Annotated in this window: 22 protein-coding genes; 9 read left to right on the top strand and 13 right to left on the bottom strand. The window is 42.4% G+C overall.

Annotated elements, in window-relative coordinates; all coding sequences use genetic code 11:
• Nucleotides 1-61 precede the first annotated feature (61 nt).
• The 5 genes from ACRQQK_RS02490 to ACRQQK_RS02510 all read right to left on the bottom strand — a co-directional run bounded on the left by ACRQQK_RS02490 (nucleotide 62) and on the right by ACRQQK_RS02510 (nucleotide 4,550).
• Nucleotides 62-511, bottom strand: coding sequence for an NfeD family protein (locus ACRQQK_RS02490; protein WP_457509925.1), 450 nt, complete (start codon nucleotides 509-511; stop codon nucleotides 62-64).
• Nucleotides 508-1,437, bottom strand: coding sequence for an SPFH domain-containing protein (locus tag ACRQQK_RS02495; RefSeq protein ID WP_457509926.1), 930 nt, complete (start codon nucleotides 1,435-1,437; stop codon nucleotides 508-510). Before ACRQQK_RS02495 ends, ACRQQK_RS02490 begins: the two co-directional genes overlap by 4 nt.
• A gap of 157 nt (nucleotides 1,438-1,594) precedes the next feature.
• Entirely contained in the window at nucleotides 1,595-2,449 is an 855-nt protein-coding gene (locus tag ACRQQK_RS02500) for a co-chaperone YbbN (protein WP_457509927.1), read from the bottom strand.
• A 340-nt stretch (nucleotides 2,450-2,789) separates the two neighbouring features.
• Entirely contained in the window at nucleotides 2,790-3,617 is an 828-nt protein-coding gene (locus ACRQQK_RS02505) for an SDR family oxidoreductase (RefSeq protein ID WP_457509928.1), read from the bottom strand.
• A gap of 18 nt (nucleotides 3,618-3,635) precedes the next feature.
• Nucleotides 3,636-4,550 carry a TIGR01777 family oxidoreductase gene (locus ACRQQK_RS02510; protein ID WP_457509929.1) on the bottom strand — a complete coding sequence of 305 codons (915 nt, stop codon included), beginning with the start codon at nucleotides 4,548-4,550 and terminating at the stop codon, nucleotides 3,636-3,638.
• A 206-nt stretch (nucleotides 4,551-4,756) separates the two neighbouring features.
• Here ACRQQK_RS02510 and ACRQQK_RS02515 point away from each other — a divergent pair, with 206 nt between their 5' ends.
• Genes ACRQQK_RS02515 through yfcE form a run of 5 tightly spaced genes read left to right on the top strand, consistent with a single transcriptional unit; the run spans nucleotide 4,757 to nucleotide 7,635 of the window.
• Nucleotides 4,757-5,491: a DUF1538 family protein gene (locus ACRQQK_RS02515; protein ID WP_457509930.1), complete on the top strand. Its 735-nt coding sequence runs from the start codon at nucleotides 4,757-4,759 to the stop codon at nucleotides 5,489-5,491.
• Nucleotides 5,488-6,297, top strand: a complete 810-nt coding sequence (locus ACRQQK_RS02520; RefSeq protein ID WP_457509931.1) for a DUF1538 domain-containing protein — start codon at nucleotides 5,488-5,490, stop codon at nucleotides 6,295-6,297. The genes ACRQQK_RS02515 and ACRQQK_RS02520 overlap by 4 nt, the downstream gene beginning before the upstream one ends.
• Nucleotides 6,287-6,637: a P-II family nitrogen regulator gene (locus tag ACRQQK_RS02525; RefSeq protein ID WP_042486396.1), complete on the top strand. Its 351-nt coding sequence runs from the start codon at nucleotides 6,287-6,289 to the stop codon at nucleotides 6,635-6,637. The genes ACRQQK_RS02520 and ACRQQK_RS02525 overlap by 11 nt, the downstream gene beginning before the upstream one ends.
• A complete protein-coding gene (locus ACRQQK_RS02530) occupies nucleotides 6,634-7,041 on the top strand; it encodes a CBS domain-containing protein (protein WP_102940206.1) in 408 nt (135 codons plus the stop codon). The genes ACRQQK_RS02525 and ACRQQK_RS02530 overlap by 4 nt, the downstream gene beginning before the upstream one ends.
• 45 nt (nucleotides 7,042-7,086) lie before the next feature.
• Entirely contained in the window at nucleotides 7,087-7,635 is a 549-nt protein-coding gene (yfcE, locus tag ACRQQK_RS02535; RefSeq protein ID WP_457509997.1) for a phosphodiesterase, read from the top strand.
• Nucleotides 7,636-7,682: 47 nt separating this feature from the next.
• Here yfcE and ACRQQK_RS02540 read toward each other — a convergent pair whose 3' ends face one another.
• The 3 genes from ACRQQK_RS02540 to ACRQQK_RS02550 are packed head-to-tail and all read right to left on the bottom strand — an operon-like array spanning nucleotide 7,683 to nucleotide 9,383.
• The gene (locus tag ACRQQK_RS02540) at nucleotides 7,683-7,961 is read right to left on the bottom strand and encodes a SelT/SelW/SelH family protein (protein WP_102940204.1); all 279 of its coding nucleotides are present in this window, start codon (nucleotides 7,959-7,961) and stop codon (nucleotides 7,683-7,685) included.
• Between the two features lie 7 nt (nucleotides 7,962-7,968).
• Nucleotides 7,969-8,484: a regulatory protein ToxS gene (locus ACRQQK_RS02545; protein WP_457509932.1), complete on the bottom strand. Its 516-nt coding sequence runs from the start codon at nucleotides 8,482-8,484 to the stop codon at nucleotides 7,969-7,971.
• Nucleotides 8,481-9,383, bottom strand: a complete 903-nt coding sequence (locus ACRQQK_RS02550) for a winged helix-turn-helix domain-containing protein (protein WP_457509998.1) — start codon at nucleotides 9,381-9,383, stop codon at nucleotides 8,481-8,483. The genes ACRQQK_RS02545 and ACRQQK_RS02550 overlap by 4 nt, the downstream gene beginning before the upstream one ends.
• Before the next feature lie 290 nt (nucleotides 9,384-9,673).
• Between ACRQQK_RS02550 and htpG the strand changes: the two genes are divergently transcribed.
• The 3 genes from htpG to hemH all read left to right on the top strand — a co-directional run bounded on the left by htpG (nucleotide 9,674) and on the right by hemH (nucleotide 13,726).
• Nucleotides 9,674-11,578 carry a molecular chaperone HtpG gene (htpG, locus tag ACRQQK_RS02555; protein ID WP_457509933.1) on the top strand — a complete coding sequence of 635 codons (1,905 nt, stop codon included), beginning with the start codon at nucleotides 9,674-9,676 and terminating at the stop codon, nucleotides 11,576-11,578.
• A gap of 346 nt (nucleotides 11,579-11,924) precedes the next feature.
• The gene (gene adk / locus ACRQQK_RS02560; protein WP_457509934.1) at nucleotides 11,925-12,569 is read left to right on the top strand and encodes an adenylate kinase; all 645 of its coding nucleotides are present in this window, start codon (nucleotides 11,925-11,927) and stop codon (nucleotides 12,567-12,569) included.
• 200 nt (nucleotides 12,570-12,769) lie between these two features.
• Entirely contained in the window at nucleotides 12,770-13,726 is a 957-nt protein-coding gene (gene hemH / locus ACRQQK_RS02565; RefSeq protein ID WP_457509935.1) for a ferrochelatase, read from the top strand.
• A 64-nt stretch (nucleotides 13,727-13,790) separates the two neighbouring features.
• Here the strand turns inward: hemH and ACRQQK_RS02570 are convergent, their stop codons facing one another.
• Nucleotides 13,791-15,179: a peptide MFS transporter gene (locus ACRQQK_RS02570; protein WP_457509936.1), complete on the bottom strand. Its 1,389-nt coding sequence runs from the start codon at nucleotides 15,177-15,179 to the stop codon at nucleotides 13,791-13,793.
• 310 nt (nucleotides 15,180-15,489) lie between these two features.
• On the opposite strand from ACRQQK_RS02570, the gene rfaH reads away from it, so the two are divergent.
• The gene (gene rfaH / locus ACRQQK_RS02575; RefSeq protein ID WP_457509937.1) at nucleotides 15,490-15,987 is read left to right on the top strand and encodes a transcription/translation regulatory transformer protein RfaH; all 498 of its coding nucleotides are present in this window, start codon (nucleotides 15,490-15,492) and stop codon (nucleotides 15,985-15,987) included.
• A 62-nt stretch (nucleotides 15,988-16,049) separates the two neighbouring features.
• On the opposite strand, the gene asnB is transcribed toward rfaH, so the two are convergent.
• From asnB to nagA, 4 genes are all read right to left on the bottom strand, one after another.
• The gene (asnB, locus tag ACRQQK_RS02580; protein ID WP_457509938.1) at nucleotides 16,050-17,714 is read right to left on the bottom strand and encodes an asparagine synthase B; all 1,665 of its coding nucleotides are present in this window, start codon (nucleotides 17,712-17,714) and stop codon (nucleotides 16,050-16,052) included.
• A 233-nt stretch (nucleotides 17,715-17,947) separates the two neighbouring features.
• On the bottom strand, nucleotides 17,948-19,534 hold the full coding sequence (locus ACRQQK_RS02585) for a cation:proton antiporter domain-containing protein (protein ID WP_457509939.1): 1,587 nt from the start codon (nucleotides 19,532-19,534) through the stop codon (nucleotides 17,948-17,950).
• Nucleotides 19,535-19,635: 101 nt separating this feature from the next.
• Nucleotides 19,636-20,850 carry a DNA-binding transcriptional regulator NagC gene (nagC, locus tag ACRQQK_RS02590; protein ID WP_457509940.1) on the bottom strand — a complete coding sequence of 405 codons (1,215 nt, stop codon included), beginning with the start codon at nucleotides 20,848-20,850 and terminating at the stop codon, nucleotides 19,636-19,638.
• A gap of 2 nt (nucleotides 20,851-20,852) precedes the next feature.
• Nucleotides 20,853-21,989, bottom strand: a complete 1,137-nt coding sequence (nagA, locus tag ACRQQK_RS02595; protein ID WP_457509941.1) for an N-acetylglucosamine-6-phosphate deacetylase — start codon at nucleotides 21,987-21,989, stop codon at nucleotides 20,853-20,855.
• Between the last annotated feature and the right edge of the window lie 143 nt (nucleotides 21,990-22,132).

Here is a 22,132-nt window from a genome sequence, read left to right on the forward strand (position 1 = left end):
TGCAAGCCAGCAGGTAAGCTGTAGGCTTGCATTTTCTATTTATAGACAAGAGTTTTTGGGCTTAGATTGGTTCGACTTTCACGACAATGCCATCCACATGGATCACTTTAACTCGTGTTCCTGCTTTTAATGGCACATCGCATTCCGCTGTCCATGTGGTGTCACCCAGAATCAGGCGAAACTGACCAGCTTCAATATCCTGTTCAACCACCGACGTTTTGCCAAGGAGTTGCTTGTCTTTCTGATTAAGTTCTCTGTGAGCATCATCTTGTTTGTCTGTAGAGAGTTGCCTTCTCCACCATAACCAAGTGGTGATTAATGAGAAACTTGCGAATGACATCCATTGCATTTGCCAACCAATCGGTAGGAAAGCCACGACTACGCCTACGATAAGCGCAGAGATTCCCAACCAAAGGAAATATCCAGCAGTTCCAATCAGTTCTACTGCTAACAGACATAAGCCAAACGCTAACCAGTGCCAATGGTTTAGCTGAGTTAAAAATTCAATCAAGAATCAGCCTCTTTTTTGTTGGTTTGTTTAAACATTTCAGCAATGCCAGCAACAGAGCCCATCAAACCTGTAGCTTCTAAAGGAAGCATAATTATTTTGCCATTCTCTGCCTGACCAATAGATTTTAGAGCGTCCGTATAGCCTTGGGCAATAAAGTAGTTTACGGCTTGCATATCACCTTGTGCGATGGCTTTTGACACCATGTCAGTTGCTTTCGCTTCTGCTTCTGCGGCACGCTCACGAGCTTCAGCTTGAAGTATTGCCGCTTGTTTTTCACCTTCCGCTTTTAGAATTTCAGATTGCTTTTGACCTTCTGCCTTTAATATTTCAGCTTGGCGAACACCTTCAGCTTCTAATATGGAGGCACGTTTCATCCGTTCTGCCTTCATTTGCGCATTCATGGCTTCTGTCAAATCTGTTGGTGGTTGAACGTCTTTGATTTCGATACGGGTAACTTTAACGCCCCAAGGGTTCGTTGCTTGGTCGACGATCGACAGTAGTTTTGTGTTGATCATATCTCGCTGACTGAGCATTTCATCAAGTTCCAAAGAACCAAGCACAGTACGCATATTAGTTAATGTGAGGTTGCGAATCGCATTTTCCAAATCGTTGACTTCATACGCAGCTTTAGCAGCATCGATTACTTGCACGAAGCAGACCGCATCGATAACGACATTTGCGTTGTCTTTACTAATGACTTCCTGAGCTGGGATATCAAGCACTCGTTCCATCATATTGATTTTACGACCTACTCGATCGATGAATGGAATAATGATGTTGAGTCCCGGTTTTAGGCTATGGGTGTAACGGCCAAAGCGTTCTACTGTCCAGTTGTTGCCTTGAGGTACGGTCTTAACCGCTGAAAAAATAAAAACAATTGCTAGAAAAACAAACACACCGATAGCAATGAGTGAATCAAAAGCCATAACACATGTCCTTAATAAGTTAATTATGTAACGGGAAGGAAACTCCCTAAATGCAGTGTGTGGTATAGAACAAGTTTGAACAATCTTTAGGCTTGGGTTTTGTAGTAAAGTTCAGAAAAAAGGCAGGTATTATTAACCTGCCTATCTATAGCACTGATTAGTAAAGAAGTGAGTATAACTGGCGGCGATACTTGCTTGCGATGCTGTTGCCTTGGCCTATGGCACTGAGTATGTCCATAAAGGTTTTTTTTATCTCACCATCTAATGTGTTTAGGTCCGATTTTAGGAATCGCCACAATAGTTCTAGAGCCTCTTCGTCTCGTTTAACTTGATGATACTGAGTTGCCAGTTCAACTGCGATTTTTGCATCATGCGGGTTTTCTGATAATGCTGCTTCTAATGCTTGAATTTCTGGGCTGTTAGACGCTTGATCGTGCAGTTCTAATTTCGCCATTAAGCTCTTGTAGTAGCCGTCTTGATATTCCAATGGAATGAACTCCAGTTCGGCTTTTGCTGCCTCAATCTGACCTGATTCAATAAAACAATCAGCAAGAGCAAGTTTTACATCGCCTTTATTTTTTAGTTCTTCCGGCAGTGAAAGAAGTAAAGGCAGTGCTTGCTGGTGTTGCTGTGCTTGCACTAACTCTAATGCTTGATTCAGCGTCATTTCGTCTTGGCTAGGTAAATGGCGGTTAAGCATTTCTTTCACCGCTTCAATTGGCTGAGGTCCACCGATTCCATCAACAGGCTGACCATTGATAAATAGAGCGATAGTCGGTAAAGACTGAACACCAAATTGGGCAGCAATCTCTTGTTCATCCTGACAGTTCAGCATTGCTAGTGTAAATACACCATTGTATTGCTGAGTGAGTTGCTGCAACGCTGGAATCATCTGCGCGCTTTCTTGGCTTATCGGCGCCCAAAAGTAAAATAGAATTGGAGTAGATGCTGAACTTTCGAGCACCTGACGAAAGTTTTGTTGATTAACGTCAACGATAAATGGTGACTGCATGGACATTCCTTTTCGCTCCTGAATTTTGAGCACTGTAGTATGTACTTTACATTGGGGCGCTATGAAGAATTTCAAGCCACTAAGTGCTGGTTGAAGGCAAGAATAGCTAAACAAAAAAGCCACCAATGGGTGGCTTTTTTGTTTATATAGCAGGGTATTAGAGCGTCACAATTATAATGAGTGCAATACAAATACCAAGCCAATTACACTGGTTTAATGTCATAGATGAACTCAACACACCTTACTCAATACAAATAATTTGCTTAATATCTGCGCAGTATCAATGGTAAATGTTGCGAATAAATGACAATTCTATTTTTAACAAAAAAATTGATTAATTTCACGCCGCTTTGTAGAGCAATTTGTCCAACATAGCACCGGGTAGCACTCGTTTTAAAATCGCTGCAATTTTAGTCGGCGTTGTTACTCTATAACGTAATTTCGGCGTTGTAGATTCTAAAGCATGGATCAAAGGTTCTAAACAGGCCTCTGGAGGAAGTACGAAACGATTATTGGAAGTATCTTTTGCTAAACGAGCCAACTGAGCTTCATATTCAGAGTGATGAACACTCTCTTCTACGTTTATCCATTGTTTAAACGCTTGTAATGCATTCGCTCTAAATTCAGTTTCTATTGGTCCCGGTTCAATAATGCTAATTTTTATGTTGGTATGTCTTAACTCAAGACGGAGAGTATCTGTCCAGCCTTCTAAAGCAAACTTCGATGTATTGTAAGCACCTCTGTATTTCATTGCCGCAAAACCTAAGATCGAGCTGTTTTGCACAATGCGCCCACGTCCCAGTTGACGAAAGTGAGGCAGTAGCGATGTGGTTAGTGTATGCCAACCAAACAGGTTAGTTTCTAACTGTTGGCGTAATGCTTGCGTCGGTAAATCTTCTAATGCACCTGGTTGACCATAGGCGCCGTTGTTAAATAAAGCGGAAAGCTGGTGGTTTGAAAGCTCAAGTGCTTGTTCTACCGCTCGTTGAATACTCGCTTCATCGGACAGATCGAGTTGGATGCAGGTTAATCCTTCATTGTTGAGTCTTTGTACATCTTTTTGTTTTCTACAAGACGCAATTACTTGGTATCCTCGTTTGTGTAAGGCGTGAGCTGCCATATAACCTATGCCCGAAGAGCAACCTGTGATTAATATTGAATGCGTCATGAGTATTCCTAAATAAAACTAATTGGCAAATTGAAGTAGGTTTTTTAATGCAGGCTCGATATGGGAAAACTGAAACTGGAAGCCTAACTCAGTCAGTTTCTTGGGCTTGGCTCGCATGCTATCGAGTAACAATTCCGAAGCTTCACCCATGAGTAATTTTATTGCCCATTTAGGTGTGAATAAAAAGTGCGGACGTTTTATTGCAGAAGCTAAGCATTGACTAAAAAGTGCATTGGTTGCAGGGTGGGGTGCACTTAGGTTAAATGCGCCTTGAGCATGTTCCGTTCTCAACAAGAACATAATGGCCTGCACCATGTCTGTCATATGTATCCAAGGGATATATTGCTGTCCAGAGCCAATAGGACCACCTAATCCGAACTTATATGGAGGAAGCATTTTCTGTAGTGCACCTCCTGCGGGAGAAAGCACGACTCCAGTTCTAAGTAAGCACACTCTTGTTCTGTCTGATTGAGCTCTCAAAGCGATTTGTTCCCATGAGTCACACACTTGATGGGAAAAACTTTGATGATGAACATGCAGACTTTCGTCAAAAGGATGAGATTGTTGGTCTCCGTAATAACCGACAGCAGAGCCGCTGATCAAGACTGCTGGTGGTTTAGTGCTGGCATGAATCAACGACACCAACTGCTCTGTAATGTCCCAGCGGCTGCGACATATACGCAATTTTTGTTTTCGGCTCCAGCGCTTATTTGCAATTGGTTCACCCGCCAAGTTGATCACGGCATCGAAGTGATTGAGGTCTTGTAAATCAGATAAAGAGTTAATGAAGTTAAGATTGTTACTCTGAATATGGCTTAATTGATGCCTGGCATTTTCTGTATTGCGCGTTAATACGGTTACTTGTTCGGTCATCAGCAGCTTTAACAACTCACGCCCAATAAAACCGGTTCCGCCGGTAATCAGTATATTCATAGCCTCTCCTTTGCTACCTAAGTATAGGCAGTATCTACAAGCTCATTCTCAGCACTGCTGTTGTTATCAGAGTACGAGATTCAGTGGGAACTTCCAATACACTGTTTTTACATGTGATATTTTTTTTGCTCAGCCCTGTACCTAGGTCACACCAACTTTGGGGTTCTTTTGCCATGATGATTCATAACAATTGTTATGGGGGAAGTATGTCAGGATTGACAGCACTGTTTAAAGCGATGTTAGCGAGCATGCGAGACTTGATGCCAATCGTGATTGTTATAGCCTTTTTTCAATTGTTTGTTTTACAAGATGTCCTCCCTAATTTCTTAAGCGTTTTATTTGGAATGGTTCTTGTCGTTTTGGGGCTTACTTTTTTTATATTTGGTTTAGAAATGGGGCTGTTTCCGATAGGGGAATCGATGGCTCAAGCGTTTGCTCGCAAAGGGAGCGCATTCTGGCTGTTAGCGTTTGCATTCTGCCTTGGTTTCGGAACCACGATTGCTGAGCCTGCACTCACCTCCATTGCAACAGAAGCCGCCAAAGTGGCTGCTGAAGGAGGGATGATTACGCATTCTGAGCAAGAAATGGAAAACTACGCCAACGGACTTAGGCTAACCGTTGCTTTATCTGTGGGTATTGCCATTGTGATAGGAGTAATCCGCATCGTTAAAGGCTGGCCGATTCATTACATGATAGCGATAGGTTACATTGGAGTTGTGGTGATGACAGCTTTTGCTCCACCAAGCATCATCGGTATTGCCTACGATTCCGGCGGTGTCACCACTTCAACCATTACAGTCCCCTTAGTCACAGCTCTGGGTATTGGCCTTGCTTCTGCTATTAAAGGTAGAAATCCGATGCTTGATGGATTTGGTCTTATCGCGTTTGCCTCTCTATTGCCGATGATTTTTGTCATGGTATTCGGCATGGTGATGACATGATTTCACTTGGCACTTTTTATTCCACACTCATATCCACTCTTCAGGATGTCTTTCCGATCGCTGTGATCATTGCAGGCTTTCAATTTGTTGTTTTACGTAAACCACTCGCGAACCCAATGAGAGTGTTGATCGGGTTCGCCTATGTGATTTTTGGTCTTACGCTGTTCCTGCTGGGGCTCGAGTTTGCGCTATTTCCCTTAGGAAAAACCATGGCGATGCAATTAACCTCACCTGATTTGCTGACCGAATTCCGTTTGAGCATTGGCGACAAATTGCAATGGATTGATTACTACTGGGTATATCTGTTTGCTTTCAGCATTGGTTTCAGCACCACCATTGCCGAACCTTCGTTGATAGCTGTTGCTATCAAAGCAAATCAGGTATCAGGCGGTGCAATATCGGTCAATGGTTTGAGAATGGCTGTGGCGCTGGGAGTTGCGGTAGGTATTACTCTTGGCTGTTATCGTATTGTGGTGGGGGACCCCATTCATTACTACATTATTGCCGGATACGTTGTGGTGGTAATTCAGACCTTTTTTGCGCCACAACTGATAACCCCTTTAGCTTATGACTCTGGAGGTGTAACGACTTCCACTGTTACCGTCCCTATTGTTGCAGCATTGGGACTTGGGCTGGCTTCGACTGTTCCCGGACGAAATCCGATGATTGATGGTTTTGGTCTTATCGCGTTTGCCAGCTTATTTCCTATTATTTCGGTAATGGGATATGCACAAATTACTCAGTGGCTTAATCGAAAATCTGAGTGCACAGATGCAACTAGAAAGGAGAAAGACAATGCGGTTTAAGTTAATTCTGGCGTTTGTCGAAGATGCAAAAACGGACTTAGTGCTTGATGCCGCAAGAGAAGCGGGAGCAACTGGCGCTACGGTTATTAATAATGCGCGAGGTGAAGGTTTAAATAAGAAGCGAACGTTTTTTGGTTTGACCTTAGAAGTACAAAAAGACGTCATCTTGTTAGTGGTTGAAGAGCATTTAGCTCGGCATATCCTCGAAACAATCAACGAAGTGGGCGAATTTGATGCGACTTCAGGGCAGGGTATCGCCATTCAGATTGATATTGAAGATGCCGTAGGTGTGGCGCATCAGGTTGAGCGTTTAACGAAAGTGGTGGAGGAAAATCTATGAAGCGGGAAGATAAAGTTCGCGTCAGAGACGTCATGGCAGGCACCTATGTAATGGTTGATGGATTGACCACAGTTTTTGAAGGTATATGCCTTGCGAAAAAGCATCAGGTGAAAGCTTTAATCGTCGATAAACGCCATGAAGATGATGAGTATGGAATTGTGTTGATGAATGACATCGCCAAAAAAGTTCTTGCTAAGAATCGCTCGCCTAAGCGAACCAATATTTATGAAATTATGACCAAGCCAGCGCTGTCTGTTTCTCCAGACATGAATGTGAAATATTGCGCTCGTCTGTTTGAACGCTTTGGTATAAGCCGAGCACCAGTCATAGATGGCGGGAGAATTATTGGTATGGTGAGTTATAACAATATTGTGGTGAATGGCATGGTAAGAGATGACGAGTAGTTGTTAAACCATTAAACTCATGTGGTTTTTGCTATGAGGTCTATGATGAAACTGTTTTTTGCTTCCGATTTGCACGGCTCGCTTCCTGCAACTGAAAAGGTCTTGTCTTTGTTTGATCAATCAGAGGCGTCAACGCTCGTCTTGCTAGGAGACCTTTTAAATCATGGGCCTCGTAACCCGATCCCTGAAGGGTACAGCCCAGCAGTTGTAGCAGAACGGCTTAATCACTATGCAGATAAAATAGTGGCGGTACGAGGTAACTGTGATAGTGAAGTCGACCAGATGTTGTTGTCATTTCCGATGATGTCTGACTACGCATGGGTGATGCTTGAATCTGGACAAAGAATGTTCCTGACTCATGGTCATCTGTACAACCAAGACAACAGTCCTGCTATCGGGCAACGTGACATTCTGGTTCACGGACATACCCATATTCCATCTGCTCAAGAGTGGGATAAAGGCTTTTTCTTCAATCCGGGATCAGTGACATTCCCAAGAAATGGCTTTGCACCCAGTTATGGCTTACTAGAAGACAACCAGCTTGTGGTTAAGTCTCTTGATGGCTGTGAAGTGATTGCTAAAACAGCCTTTTAAAAAGACGCTGCGTTGAAATAAAAGAAGAGCTCATTTGAGCTCTTCTTTTATTTTCTGTCTGAGTGGCCTAAGTCACGTTCAGGATCAATCAGATCTCTAACTCGCTGTTTTAACTCTTTTGCTTCTGGGAAGCCGCCATCTTTCTTGCGTTCCCAAATCTGTACACCGTTACAGAAAATCTCATATCTTCCGCCAGTATCGGGATGGAGCGATACTGTTTCAATTTCTTCACTGAAGGTGTGTAATAGCTCTTGACTCATCCAAGAGGCTCTTAGCATCCAGTTACATTGTCGACAGTAAAAGATGTCTATTTTGGCTTTGTCCATATGTTCCTTAGTTGCTAAACAGTACGGTCGAACCGTGGTTCAAGCTTGTTAGCAGCAAAGTTTTTTTATTGACGATATCAACACGTCGACTTTGCTGGGCTTCCATTTTGAAAAACTGAGTCACCAATTCAAGCTCTTCTTGAGTGAACTCTTGACTCTGGCTTTGTGAAACATTCCTAAACTTAGTTGGCGAAACCAGTAAGTAGTTATCGCTGACATCCCATTTGCCGGTTTCTGAGATATTCATGATGTTCTGTTGATCATCATTGTTTGCATACAAAACTACATTAGATACACGCACATAGGTACCGTTAGGCAAATACTTCACATTTGAAGAAATATCGACTCGACGTAATGAACCAATGGCTTGATGCGTTGTGGTGTTTTCAATGACGGTTACTGTTTTTGATTGCCATTCTCGCGAAGATATTTCCTGCTCGATTTTAAAATCGCTTCCCCAATAGAGCCAACAGCTGAATGCGACTGAAACAATGCTCATCACTACTGCAATTTTTCTGTTCATGATGATTCACCTCGCTGGCACACTTTGTTTATTTCATCCTGATTAGCCACAATTTTTAATGTGATATTGGCTGATGAATACTCAGGTTTATGAATGTAATTCAAGATCAACACATCGTTATGCCCACCCGTTGCAATTACTTTCTCGAGAGCAAATTCGCCTTGATATTGAGTTATGTATTGATTGATGCATAACTCAATAGAAGGTAGCCATTCCGTTAGATCTGGGTGGTTTTTTGGGGTATCTACCACCACACCATGATAGCTCGCGAGCCTTCTGAATTCAGACTGAGTAGGACTAGTAAACATCACTGCAAATATTGGTAGCAGCACTGAGAATAAAAACAACAGCTTAGTGACTAAGTCGATAGGACGCTTCGTATTACTAGGTGGCTGTGAATCTGTAGTTACTTCGTCATCATGAGACACTCTGCTGTTTGTCTCCATGTGCGTTATAACCTCAAGCTGAGCAGCTTGATCTGAAACATCGCTACGGGTTTCTTGTTCATCCCACTCAACAGTTCCAAGATCGTTATCATCACTCACGTCGAGCTCAGAAATATCTGTGACTGTTGAGATTAATTGATAGCCACGTTTAGGCACAGTTTTCACAAACTGTGGCGACTTGGTGGAATCTTTAAGCTGTTTACGCAAGGTAGAGATAGCTTGAGTTAAGCTCGAATCATCTACTTCAAAGCCCTGTTCTCTCCAAACAAAATCATACAATTCGTTACGAGAAACGACTTCATTTGGACGTTGGCAGAATAGAAGGAGTATTCGACTTTCATTGCTGCCTAAACGAACAAGTTCATCGTCAAAAATATTATCAATCAGAGTGTTGCTAATTGAATCGAAAGTAAATCTGTCTCCGAGAAGGAATTTATTGCCTATGCCCGTCATCGATATTTTCTTCATTTATTTTTAGAGTCTTAAATCGCGTCTAACTGGGAATAGTTTCCATGCTAAGGAGTTAAGAAGGAGTTAAGACAGCAATGAATATTTATCTTCCTTGATATAAAACTGTGCCAAGCATAATCAATATAAATAAAAAAAACAGTGTTTTTTGACGTTACTGACCTTGAATTTACATTCATAGCCCTTACTTATTTAGCAAATTGGTTATCTTTCTGGTCTGGCTAATTTTTGTGCAATTCGGCCAGAAATCTCTAATGTGATGTTATGGAGCTAAAATGAGCGAAACAACGACAGCAAACAAAGAAACTCGTGGCTTTCAATCGGAAGTGAAGCAACTGCTTCATCTTATGATTCACTCTTTGTATTCAAACAAAGAGATCTTCCTGCGTGAGTTGATTTCTAATGCTTCGGACGCTGCAGATAAACTGCGTTTTCAAGCATTATCAAATCCAGAACTTTACCAAGGTGATGCGGACCTTGGAGTTAAACTGTCATTCGACAAAGAGACAAAAACGATAACGATCTCGGATAACGGTATCGGTATGACTCGCGAAAATGTGATTGAACATTTAGGTACTATCGCGAAATCGGGTACTGCTGAGTTTTTCTCTAAGCTTTCTGAAGAGCAAACCAAAGATTCTCAGTTGATCGGGCAATTCGGTGTTGGTTTTTACTCTGCATTTATTGTTGCGGATGCTGTGACTGTGCGTACTCGCGCTGCGGGAGTTGCCAGCAGTGAAGCAGTTCAATGGCATTCTAAAGGTGAAGGCGAGTACACGGTTGAGTCAATTGAAAAGGCAAGCCGTGGTACTGACATTATTCTTCATCTTCGCGAAGAAGGTGAGGAATTCCTCTCTGAATGGCGCCTGCGTGACGTGATTTCAAAATACTCAGATCACATCGGTATTCCCGTCTTTATTCAGACTGAAGAGCGCGACGACGAAGGCAAAGAGACGGGCAATAAGAATTGGGAACAAATCAACAAAGCTCAAGCACTTTGGACTCGTAGTAAATCTGATATCACAGAGGAAGAGTACCAAGAGTTCTACAAACATGTATCACATGATTTCGCTGAACCACTAGTTTGGAGCCACAACAAGGTTGAAGGTAAGAATGACTACACCAGTCTGCTATACATTCCTTCGAAAGCGCCTTGGGATATGATGAATCGCGACCATAAGTCTGGTTTGAAACTGTATGTGCAACGCGTGTTTATCATGGATGATGCAGAGCAGTTCATGCCTTCTTATCTGCGTTTCGTGCGTGGTTTGATCGATTCAAACGATTTGCCACTGAACGTGTCACGCGAAATTCTCCAAGATAACAAAGTGACTCAATCTCTGCGTAATGCATGTACAAAGCGCGTGCTTACTATGCTTGAACGTATGGCAAGTAATGATGCTGAAAAGTACCAGTCATTTTGGAAGCAGTTTGGTCTTGTGATGAAAGAAGGCCCAGCGGAAGACATGGCAAACAAAGAGAAAATTGCTGGTCTGCTACGTTTTTCTTCAACAGAAGTTGATTCTTCAGAGCAATCTATAGGTCTTTCTTCTTATGTTGAACGCATGAAAGAAGGCCAAGACAAGATCTACTACTTAACCGCTGACAGTTATGCAGCCGCTAAGAACAGTCCTCACTTAGAGCAGTTCAAAGCTAAAGGAATTGAAGTTATTTTAATGTATGACCGCATTGATGAGTGGTTGATGAACTACTTGACTGAGTTTGATGGTAAGCAGTTCCAATCGATTACTAAAGCGGGTCTTGATTTAAGTAAGTTCGAAGACGAAGCAGAGAAAGAAAAGCACAAAGAGACGGAGCAAGAGTTTCAGTCAGTAGTAGAGCGTATCAAAGCTTACTTGGGGGACCGAGTAAAAGACGTTCGCACAACCTTTAAGCTAGCGACGACGCCTGCGGTTGTTGTGACTGATGACTTCGAAATGGGTACGCAAATGGCGAAGCTTTTGGAAGCGGCCGGTCAGGCTGTACCTGAAGTTAAGTACATCTTCGAGATCAACCCTGACCACGCTTTGGTTAAGATGATGTCTGACGAACCAGATGAAGAAGCATTTGGACGCTGGGTTGAAGTGTTACTGGGTCAAGCAATGTTGGCGGAGCGCGGCTCTATGGCTGATCCTTCTCAGTTCTTGACGGCTATGAATAAACTTCTGACTAAGGTTTAATAGTTTTAATGAATGAAAAGCTCGCGAAATGCGGGCTTTTTTATTAAAAAGTGAGCTAACGTCGTTTATTTGTGTCGATTTGTGTTAAATAGGCTTGAGAGTTGGATGCCAAGTTGCATTCTTTAGTCTTAGATTCGCCTGAGAGACAAATTTATGTGATAGAATGCGAAGCTTGAATAAGGTTATCAACGCGTGTATTTTGCACGCCAGCTTGCATTCGCTAGCTGTATCAACTGTTATACCGAAACTTACCGTTCCCCTATCAAGGATGTTCCTCTAAAGGACTTTGCTTCTAAAGGATATAGTGAGCTTCGGTATAAATATTATTTTCTAAAGAGGATTAAACATGCGCATCATTCTTCTAGGTGCTCCAGGTGCTGGTAAAGGTACACAAGCTCAATTCATCATGGAGAAGTTCGGTATTCCACAAATCTCTACTGGTGACATGCTACGTGCCGCTATCAAAGCAGGTACAGAACTTGGTAAACAAGCTAAATCTGTTATCGATGCTGGTCAGCTAGTTTCTGATGAAATCATTCTTGGTCTAATCAAAGAGCGTATTGCGCAAGATGATTGCGAGAAAGGCTTTTTGTTGGACGGTTTTCCACGCACTATCCCTCAGGCAGATGGCCTAAAAGAAATGGGTATCGATGTTGACTACGTGATTGAATTTGATGTAGCTGACGATGTAATCGTTGAGCGTATGGCTGGTCGCCGTGCTCACCTTGCTTCTGGCCGTACTTACCACGTTGTGTACAACCCGCCTAAAGTTGAAGGGAAAGATGACCTAACTGGTGAAGATCTTGTCGTTCGTGATGACGATAAAGAAGAAACGGTACGTGCTCGTCTAAACGTATACCACAATCAAACTGCACCACTTATCGAGTACTACGGTAAAGAAGCTGCAGCGGGTAACACTAAGTACCTGAAATTTGACGGTACTAAGCAAGTTGCTGAAGTAAGTGCTGATATCGAAAGAGCATTAGCTTAATAGATAATACCTATTATCAAAATTTTTAATAATTTTGTTATAGTTAAGCGACCGTAAGGTCGCTTTTTTTATACCCGAACGACTTAAAACAACTACAGTCTTGATAGCTAACTTTATTTGCATAAACTCAGCTCCAGTTAGTTAGGGTATGTTCCTATTTTATGTATGTCTTAAGCCCGATTAGTAGACAAAAGGACGCTATGAAAACTATAAAAAAACAAGGTGTCTTGTTAGCCAACTTAGGTACACCTCAAGCTCCCACTGCCAAGGAAGTTAAGCGCTTTTTGGCTGAATTTCTTCATGACAAACGCGTTGTTGATATGAGTCGTTGGTTGTGGTGTCCGCTTCTACACGGAATCATTCTTCCGATACGCTCTCCTAAAGTAGCAAAGCTGTATCAGTCTGTTTGGCTGGAAGGGGGCTCTCCCTTGATGGTGTACTCACAGCAACAACGCGACAAGCTCCAATCATTGTTGAATATTCCTGTTGAGCTTGGAATGACTTATGGTCAACCCAATTTAAGCAGTGGTCTGGAAAAACTCCTGCAACAAGGCGTTGAAGAGGTTATTGTTCTTCCTCTATATCCCCAGTATTCATCGTCGACGACAGCCGCTGTTTTTGATGGATTGGCGAAAGTCATAAAAGGCATATCAACTATGCCTCAGCTTACGTTTGTGCGTGACTACTACAGTCATCCTCTATACATACAGGCGCTTGCTAGCAGCGTTCGCGCATCATGGGAACAAAATGGACAAGGAGACTTACTGGTTTGTTCCTACCACGGTATTCCTAAGCGATACGCCGATAATGGTGATATTTACCCGCTGCACTGTGAAGAAACGACTCGGCTTCTTGCTCAAGAGCTGGGCTTAGCTGAAGAAAAGGTTCTGATGACCTACCAGTCTCAATTTGGTAAGGAAGAGTGGTTACAACCATACACCGACAAAACGATGGAATCTCTACCTGAAAAGGGTATTAAGAAGCTTGATATCATCTGTCCGGCATTTTCTGTCGATTGTTTGGAAACTCTTGAGGAAATAGCAGGGGAAAACAAAGCGCTGTTTTTGGAAGCTGGTGGTGAGACGTTTAACTACATTCCATGTCTGAATGCCGATGATGCCCATATTGAGATGATGAAAGCACTTGTAACGAGCTAAGTAGAGGTGTTCTCTGAAACAAAAAGGACCACATTAAGTGGTCCTTTTTACTATCCAAGCAGCATTAAGCGGGTTGTACTTCAGTTTGCTTCTCTTCAGAAACGATGTCGACGTAGCCTTCTGCTCCGTGCATCCAAAATACTAGTTTGTTGGCAAACAGCAGCAGAATGGCACCAGAAACAGTCGCAGTAACCGCAATACCACTGAAGATGGCCATTGCGCCTAACTCACCTACATGAGAGCCAACGTAGCCAGCAACGTAGTTTGCAATCGCGTTACAACCAAACCATGCACCCATCATTAATGATGCAAGACGTAGTGGAGCCAGCTTAGTTACTAGTGATAAACCGATTGGAGATAAACACAGTTCGCCCAAGGTATGGAAGAAGAATGCACCCACTAACCAAAGCATCGATGTTTTAACTGTGGTGTCTCCACCTTGTTGCAGTACCGCACCAACCATACATAGGAAGCCAAGCGCTAAGAAGAACATCGCAAGAGCAAATTTAACGGGAGAGTTAGGTTCACGTTTGCCCAGTTTTACCCAGAAAACAGCCAGTACGGGCGCTAGAGTAATAATAAAAAATGGGTTAAGTGACTGGAACCAAGCCGCAGGTATTTCAAAGCTACCAATCATACGATCGGTGTATTGCTGAGTGTAGATGTTCATCAAACCACCTGCTTGTTCAAAGCCAGCCCAGAACACAATAGTAAACAGACTCATGATTAAGATAACTTTAATACGGTCAAATTCTTCTTTTGTAAGCGGTTGCTTAGTTTGAGATTGGTTATTTTCCATTGCACGTTGTGCTGCAGGAACTCTACCGATATCACCAAGCCAAGATTGTGCAAGAGTAAGCTGCATGACTAAGCTAATAAGCATGCCGATACCTGCTGCGACAAAACCTGCTTTCCAGCCGAAAGAATTCGTTACTGATCCAGCAACAATACCTGCAAGTAGAGCGCCAATGTTGATACCCATGTAGAAGATAGTAAAGGCACCATCGCGGCGATTATCGCCTTCTTGGTATAAGTCACCGACCATTGTTGAAATGTTTGGTTTGAACAAGCCGTTACCCGCGATAAGTAATGCAAGACCAAGGTAGAAAGAGTGCATTGGCGAAATACCAATGGCCTCTGCTGGCATTGCTAAGGTGAACTGACCAATAGCCATCAATGCGCCGCCGATCAAAATTGAACGGCGTTGACCAAGGTAATTATCCGCTAGGTAGCCACCAATAAGTGGAGTGATATACACCAAGCCAGTATAGATACCATACAAATCAAGAGCATCTTTTGTCGACCAACCTAGACCACCGTTGAGAGTGGCATCAGTTAAGTAAAGAACTAAAATTGCTCTCATTGCATAGTAAGAGAAACGTTCCCAAAGCTCGGTGCTAAATAAAAGGAATAAGCCACGTGGGTGACCAAAAATTTGTTGTTGTTTTTGCATAATTAGAAACTAATGCCATCATTATATTTTTAGTGGCCGATAGATATACATTGGTCATAAAGATATTTCAAATGATTTAATATTGTAAATTTGTGTGTTTGATGGGTTTTTACTCTGGATGGCGTTGTTGATTCAGGATATTTGAAAAATTTATTATTTGTGAAAACTAATTTTTAAAAAAAAGTATTGTTAGTTGATAGAATGGTGTTTATTTCGTCAGATGAGCGAAGATGGATGGCTGTTACTATCTTTAATCATGACTATATATACCCATAGTGATAGCATTGCCAAAAAATTATTGGTTAAGAATATGAAGCGTTGGTATCTACTTTATTGTAAGCGAGGTGAGCAGCTTAGAGCGAAAGCTCATTTAGAAAATCAAGGCGTTGAGTGCTATTACCCAGAAGTCACAGTAGAGAAAATTCTACGTGGAAAGCGTCAGTCGGTGAAAGAGCCGCTTTTCCCTTGTTATATGTTCGTCCGTTTTGATTTTGAAATCGGCCCCACATTTACCACTGTTCGCTCCACACGTGGAGTGGCGGATTTTGTCCGCTTTGGCAGTCAACCTAAAGAGTTGCAAGGTGTTCTGATTTATGAACTTAAACAGATGGATATGAGTGAGCAAAGTTTAGCTGCATCTAAACTACCAACACAAGGGCAAGTGATGAAAGTGACTGGTGGGCAATTTTCCGGCATAGAAGCTATCTATCAAGAATCGGATGGGGAAACCCGTTCATTAATGTTAATTAAACTCATCAACCAACCATTAGTGATGAGTATTGATAATAAAGATTTAGATCTTAAGTAGAGTGTTTAATGACATGCATACAAGAAAAAGGCGCCTTAGGCGCCTTTTGTCGTTCTTAATGCTTAGTAAGCTTCATTGTGTACAGCTTTTACAGCACGACCAGATGGATCGATACAGTTTTTGAATGATTCATCCCATTCAACGGCTTTTGCTGAAGAACAAGCCACTGAAGGGCCACCAGGAACACATTGAGCAGCTGATTCTAGTGGGAACAACTCTTCAAAGATTTCACGATACACATAACCTTCTTTGGTTGTTGGTGTGTTGTATGGGAAACGGTATTGCGCGGTTTCCATTTGTTGATCGGTCACTTTCGCTTCGGCTGTTGCTTTTAGCGTGTCGATCCAGCTGTAGCCTACGCCATCAGAAAATTGCTCTTTCTGACGCCATGCGATGGATTCTGGAAGATAGTCTTCAAAACACTCTCGTAGGATGTGTTTTTCCATCTTGCCGTTACCACACATTTTATCGGCAGGGTTCAGGCGCATCGCAACATCGATAAATTCTTTGTCTAGGAATGGAACTCGACCTTCTACGCCCCATGCAGCAAGCGATTTGTTTGCGCGTGCACAGTCAAACATGTTTAGTGCAAGCAGCTTACGAACTGTTTCTTCGTGGAATTCTTGAGCGTTTGGTGCTTTGTGGAAATATAAATAACCGCCAAAGATTTCATCTGCACCTTCACCAGAAAGAACCATTTTAATACCCATTGCTTTTATCTTACGTCCCATGAGGTACATAGGGGTAGAAGCACGGATGGTTGTGACATCGTAGGTTTCAATGTGGTAAATCACATCACGAATAGCATCAAGGCCTTCTTGAATGGTGTAAGTCATCTCGTGGTGAACTGTACCGATTTTCTCAGCCACTTCACGTGCTGCTTTAAGATCCGGTGCACCTTCAAGACCAACTGCGAATGAGTGAAGTTGTGGCCACCAAGCTTCAGATTTTTCATCATCTTCGATACGCATAGCAGCATAACGTTTCGCTACAGCTGAAGTGATAGAAGAGTCCAAACCTCCAGACAGTAGTACACCATATGGTACGTCTGTCATCAATTGACGCTTAACAGCAGCTTCTAGTGCAGTTGTCAGCTCTTCTTTGCTCGTAGTGTTACCACTTACCGCTGCGTACTCGTTCCAGTCACGTACGTAGTAACGCGTTGGCTCTTTGTCTTGAGAGCTGTAGTAGCTACCTGGAGGGAACTCGCTTAGGTTTTTACATACAGGAACCAATGCTTTCATTTCAGAAGCCACATAGTAGTTGCCGTGCTCATCTTGACCTTGGTATAGCGGGATAATACCGATGTGGTCACGGCCTACTAAGTACTCGTCTTTCTCTTCATCGTAAAGAACGAAAGCAAAGATACCGTTGAGCTCTTCAAGAAGATCTACGCCTTTGTCTTGGTATAGTGCCAAGATAACTTCGCAGTCTGAATCGGTTTGGAACTCATACTTACCTTCGTAACGAGCACGAATTTCTTTGTGGTTATAAATCTCACCGTTTACTGCGAGGATAAGCTTCTTATCTGGGCTGTACAGAGGTTGTGCTCCACTATTTAGACCAACAATAGCTAAACGCTCGTGTGCCAGAATAGCTTTGTCAGATGCATAGATACCGGACCAGTCAGGGCCTCGGTGACGGAGTTTTTTCGACATTTCCAATGCTACTGGGCGTAGCGCCGCTGCATCACTTTTGATGTCCAAGATGCCAAAGATAGAACACATACAACTTCCCTTAGTAAACGAGTTTTAATCAGATGACTCCAATTTGCCATTTTGATTAAAAAAAACAACCCATGATTGGTAAATAGTTTAAATAAACTTACTATAGGTGAACTTTATCTATTTAAATGGTTGTTTTGGTAGATGAGGTTTAAATAATGATGAAAAAAACATCACTTGGAGTAAAGAAAGAGCACTTGGTGCTCTTTCTTTTTAAGTAGATGAATGAATTAAGGCTAGTGTTTTACAAATTCAGGCTTCAGTTGTTCACAGACATGGCGAGCAAAACCAGAGCCTGCTTCTCGATAGATGTTGAACGCCGCATGTGCGCCTTTTTCGAGAAGGTTATCTAACTGATCTGGATATTCCGCAATAGCTGCAATTTGTCCGTTGAATGAACGTTTTTTCAACTGCTCTAGCGCGATCTGGTTCGCTTGATGGTGTGGCATGGCTAAAAGCACCATTTTAACGTTACCTGTATCTAGTATTCTTTCCCAAAAGTCGGGGTCGGTTGCATCACCAGAGATAACGTTTCTGCCTTCATTTCGATGTTGCTGAGCCGTATCTTCTCTCAGTTCAACGCCTAAGCAGATTTTGCCATAACGAGCATGAAATTCTTCGTAAGCACCTGTTCCTATACGTCCCATCCCAAGAATGATCAGTTGAGAGCTGCCTGGATTAATAAATTTGTCTTTGATGTTTATTCGTTCGGCGGTTTGTTCTTTTAACCAATGTGCAGAGTGTTGATAGATCTCGTGTCCTTTACGCACAATTGGTGCGGTAACGATAAAGGAAAGGGGCACTGAAATGGCTAAGGCGACAAGTATATCACCTGATAACCAACCCATCTTAAACGCTAACCCACCAACGATCAGACCAAACTCACTAAAGTTGAAAAGAGAAATTGTGGCTAGCAATGACGTACGGACACGAAACCGAAACTTGTTTAATACTAAAAAGTACAACACGCCTTTGAGTGGCAGCAGCAGCAATAATAATAGTGCAAGCAAGAAACCTGTGACGGTCGGTTGTTCTGATAAGCCAATGTTCAAGAAGAAGCAAACCAAGAACAACTCTTTCATATTAAACAAAGATTTAGATAGCTCTGAGGCTTTGCTGTGTCCCGCGAGCATCATACCTAAAATGAGTGCGCCTAAATCCGGTTTCATTCCAACGAAATCAAATAAACCTGCCCCCACGACTAATGCAAAGAAAATGCCTGCCAAAACCAGCATTTCACCGTGTCCAACCCAATCAAGTATTTTGAAGAACAGAGGGCGTATGAATGGGAGCACAAACAAAGCAAGCGCATACCACTCAGGAATTTTACCTGTCGAGACCGTTAAGAAAATGACGGCAAAGATATCTTGCATAACAAGAATACCAATCGCGATGGTGCCATAGGTTGCATTCATTTCGCCTTTTTCTTGAAGAGATTTTACGGCAAAAACGGTACTTGAAAAGGAGAGTGCAAAACCAAGCAAAATGATGCTAGAGACTGAAACGAGTGCGAGGCTGTCTAATCCTAGGTATTTGAAACCGATAAGAACAATACTAAATACAGCTGTTGACAATAGATTATGTATCGTTGCCCCTGCCCAGATTTCTTTTGCCAGAAGTGTTTTGATATCCAGTTTCAGACCGATAGTAAACAACAGTAGCGTAACACCAAGATCGGCCAGAATAGAGATGGACTCGTTTGATTCAAAGCCCAAAGCGTGCAGTGCAAAACCAGCGATAAGAAAGCCCACAAGGGGAGGGAGATGGCACTTTAGCGCAATAAAACCAGCGATGAATGCCGTTGTAATTAGAATAATTTCCATTGGTAATATTTGCTTCCTAGAAATAAAAAGGCTGTGTCTAATTAATAGACGCAGCCTTGCATTATAGGGTAATCAGTTGCTTATACCAATGTGGATAAGTCCTAATCTTCCAGAAGTTTTTGTAACAAGACACCATTTAACATAGCGCGCTTAATCATAGCAAAAGCACTTAATGTCGGCTGCTTGTCTAGTAACGAAGCTTCAATAGGTAAATTGGTATGAAATGATTTTAGAGACTGATTTTCGACATTGCGTTGAATAGCAGGGAACAGAGTGTCTTTTGCTTCTGTAATCGCACCAGCAATGATAACTTTTTGTGGGTTAAACAGGTTAATGGTAATTGCGATTGCTTTTCCCAACTGGTTTCCCACACGTACCAAAGCTTGTTGGGAAAGTTCATCGCCATTGTTGGCATGCTCACATATATCATGAATAGTAATACCATCGACTTGAGACAAGCTGGATTCATAACCTTGAGCGATGAGTTTATTGACGCGATTGACGATAGCTGGGTTCGCTGCAACGGTTTCTAAACAACCGAAATTGCCGCATTGGCATTGATCACCCAGTGGGTCGATTTGTATATGACCAATTTCACCTACGTTACGATTGAAACCCAGGAATACTTGCCCATTGACAATGATCCCCGCACCTGTCCCTCGGTGAACACTGACTAATATTGAATCCTGACAATCTTGACTGGCACCGAAATAGTGTTCAGCCAATGCCATTCCTCTAACGTCGTTACCGACAAAACATTCTACATGGAAATTGTCTTTGATGATTTCACCCAGTGGTAAAGCATTTATTTTGACATTTGGCATATATTCAACAACACCCGTCTCTGGATTGACCAAACCAGGTAAGGCGATCCCGATTGCAATCAGTTGTCCAATTGAGGAAGCATGTTGATTAGTGAAATCTTTAAGATATTTGAGAAGGCCATCCACCAACTCATTTTGGCTGGTATAGAGAAACTCTTGAAAATCTGACGCGATCTCTTTTGCACCTAAGTCAAAAAGACTGAACTGAATATAATCGCGTCCAAGGCGTACTGCAACCGAGTGAAATGGTGCTACTTCGGTGGTCAGAGATATTGCTCTTCGACCACCAGTAGAAGCTTGTTGAGCGACCTCTTTAATAAGGCCGCGTTCTAAAAGTTGGCGGGTTATTTTTGTCACACTTGCAGGGGCAAGCTGACTTACATCGGCAACCTGGATTCGAGAAATAGGACCTTGTTGGTCTATTAATCGATATACTGCAGCGCTGTTAAGCTGCTTGACTAGATCTACGTTACCTATTTGTCCGCCATTCATTATTACATATGCTCGTATTGTCCGTTAATCACAGCCGCTTTTACATTGAAGTCACGATCAAAAACAGTCAGATTGGCAATCATGCCTTTCTTAATACGACCTAATTTCTGGTCAATACCAATTGCTTTTGCTGGATACAAAGTAGCCATTCTCAGTGCTTCATCTAAAGCGATGCCGACATGCTCAACCGTATTTTGAACTGCTTCAATCATCGTAAGGGCTGAGCCGCCAAGTGTGCCGTTTTCGTCGATACACTTGCCATCTCGGTAATATACTTTCTTACCGACAAAAATAAAGTAATCCATCTCCGCGCCTGCAGGAGCTGTGGCATCTGTCACTAATACGAGCTTTTCGCCCTTGATTTTATGCGCGATACGAATGTTTGCATAATCCACATGAAAACCATCAGCGATAATACCAGCATAGACTTCTGGGGTGTCAAAGATAGCCCCAACAACTCCAGGCTCTCGACCTTGCATCGGTGTCATTGCATTAAACAAATGTGTTGCGAAAGTAATACCTGATTCAAATCCTTTACGAGCTTCTTGATAGGTTGCGTTGGTGTGACCAATGGATACCACAATGCCTGCTTGCGCTAATTTTTCAATATGTTGAGGGTTATTGTTTTCTGGCGCCAACGTTACTTTCGTAATGACATCGCTGTTCTGGCACATGAAATCGATCATTGCTTCATCCGATTCGCGAATAAAGTCGACACTGTGAATGCCTTTTCTTTCGATATTCAAATAAGGACCTTCTAGGTGAAGGCCTAAAGAGTGATGACTGTACTTTTGGCGGTAATCACGCTCTGCCGCGACAGCTTGACGCATGTTTTCATCAGAGGAGGTGATAAGAGTAGGTAAGAAGCTTGTACAACCGGATTTAAGGTTAGCTTGGTGCATCGTATGGATTGTGTCTGCTGTTATTTCATCGTTGAACATAACGCCACCACAACCATTAAGCTGCAAGTCAATGAAACCAGGGCTTAGGTTTGCGCCATCAAGATCTTTTCGCTCTATGTCACTAGGAAGATTTTCTTTAGGGATAATAGCGTGAATTGTATCAGCATTAATGATAACAGCATGGTCAGTTAGTACATCGCTGCCTGTGTATACTTTACAGTTAGTTAGTGCGTACATAATTAACGAATCCTCGTCGATAGACATTCTATAATTTTAGGAGCGATAAGCAGATATTGTCTCTAAAGAGTATGGTACAAGCTGACTCTTTGCTAACTTTTATCAAATCGCGAAATATCTTTGTGCTCGGCGGTCACTCAAAA

It is taken from the genome of Vibrio sp. C8 (assembly GCF_054051265.1).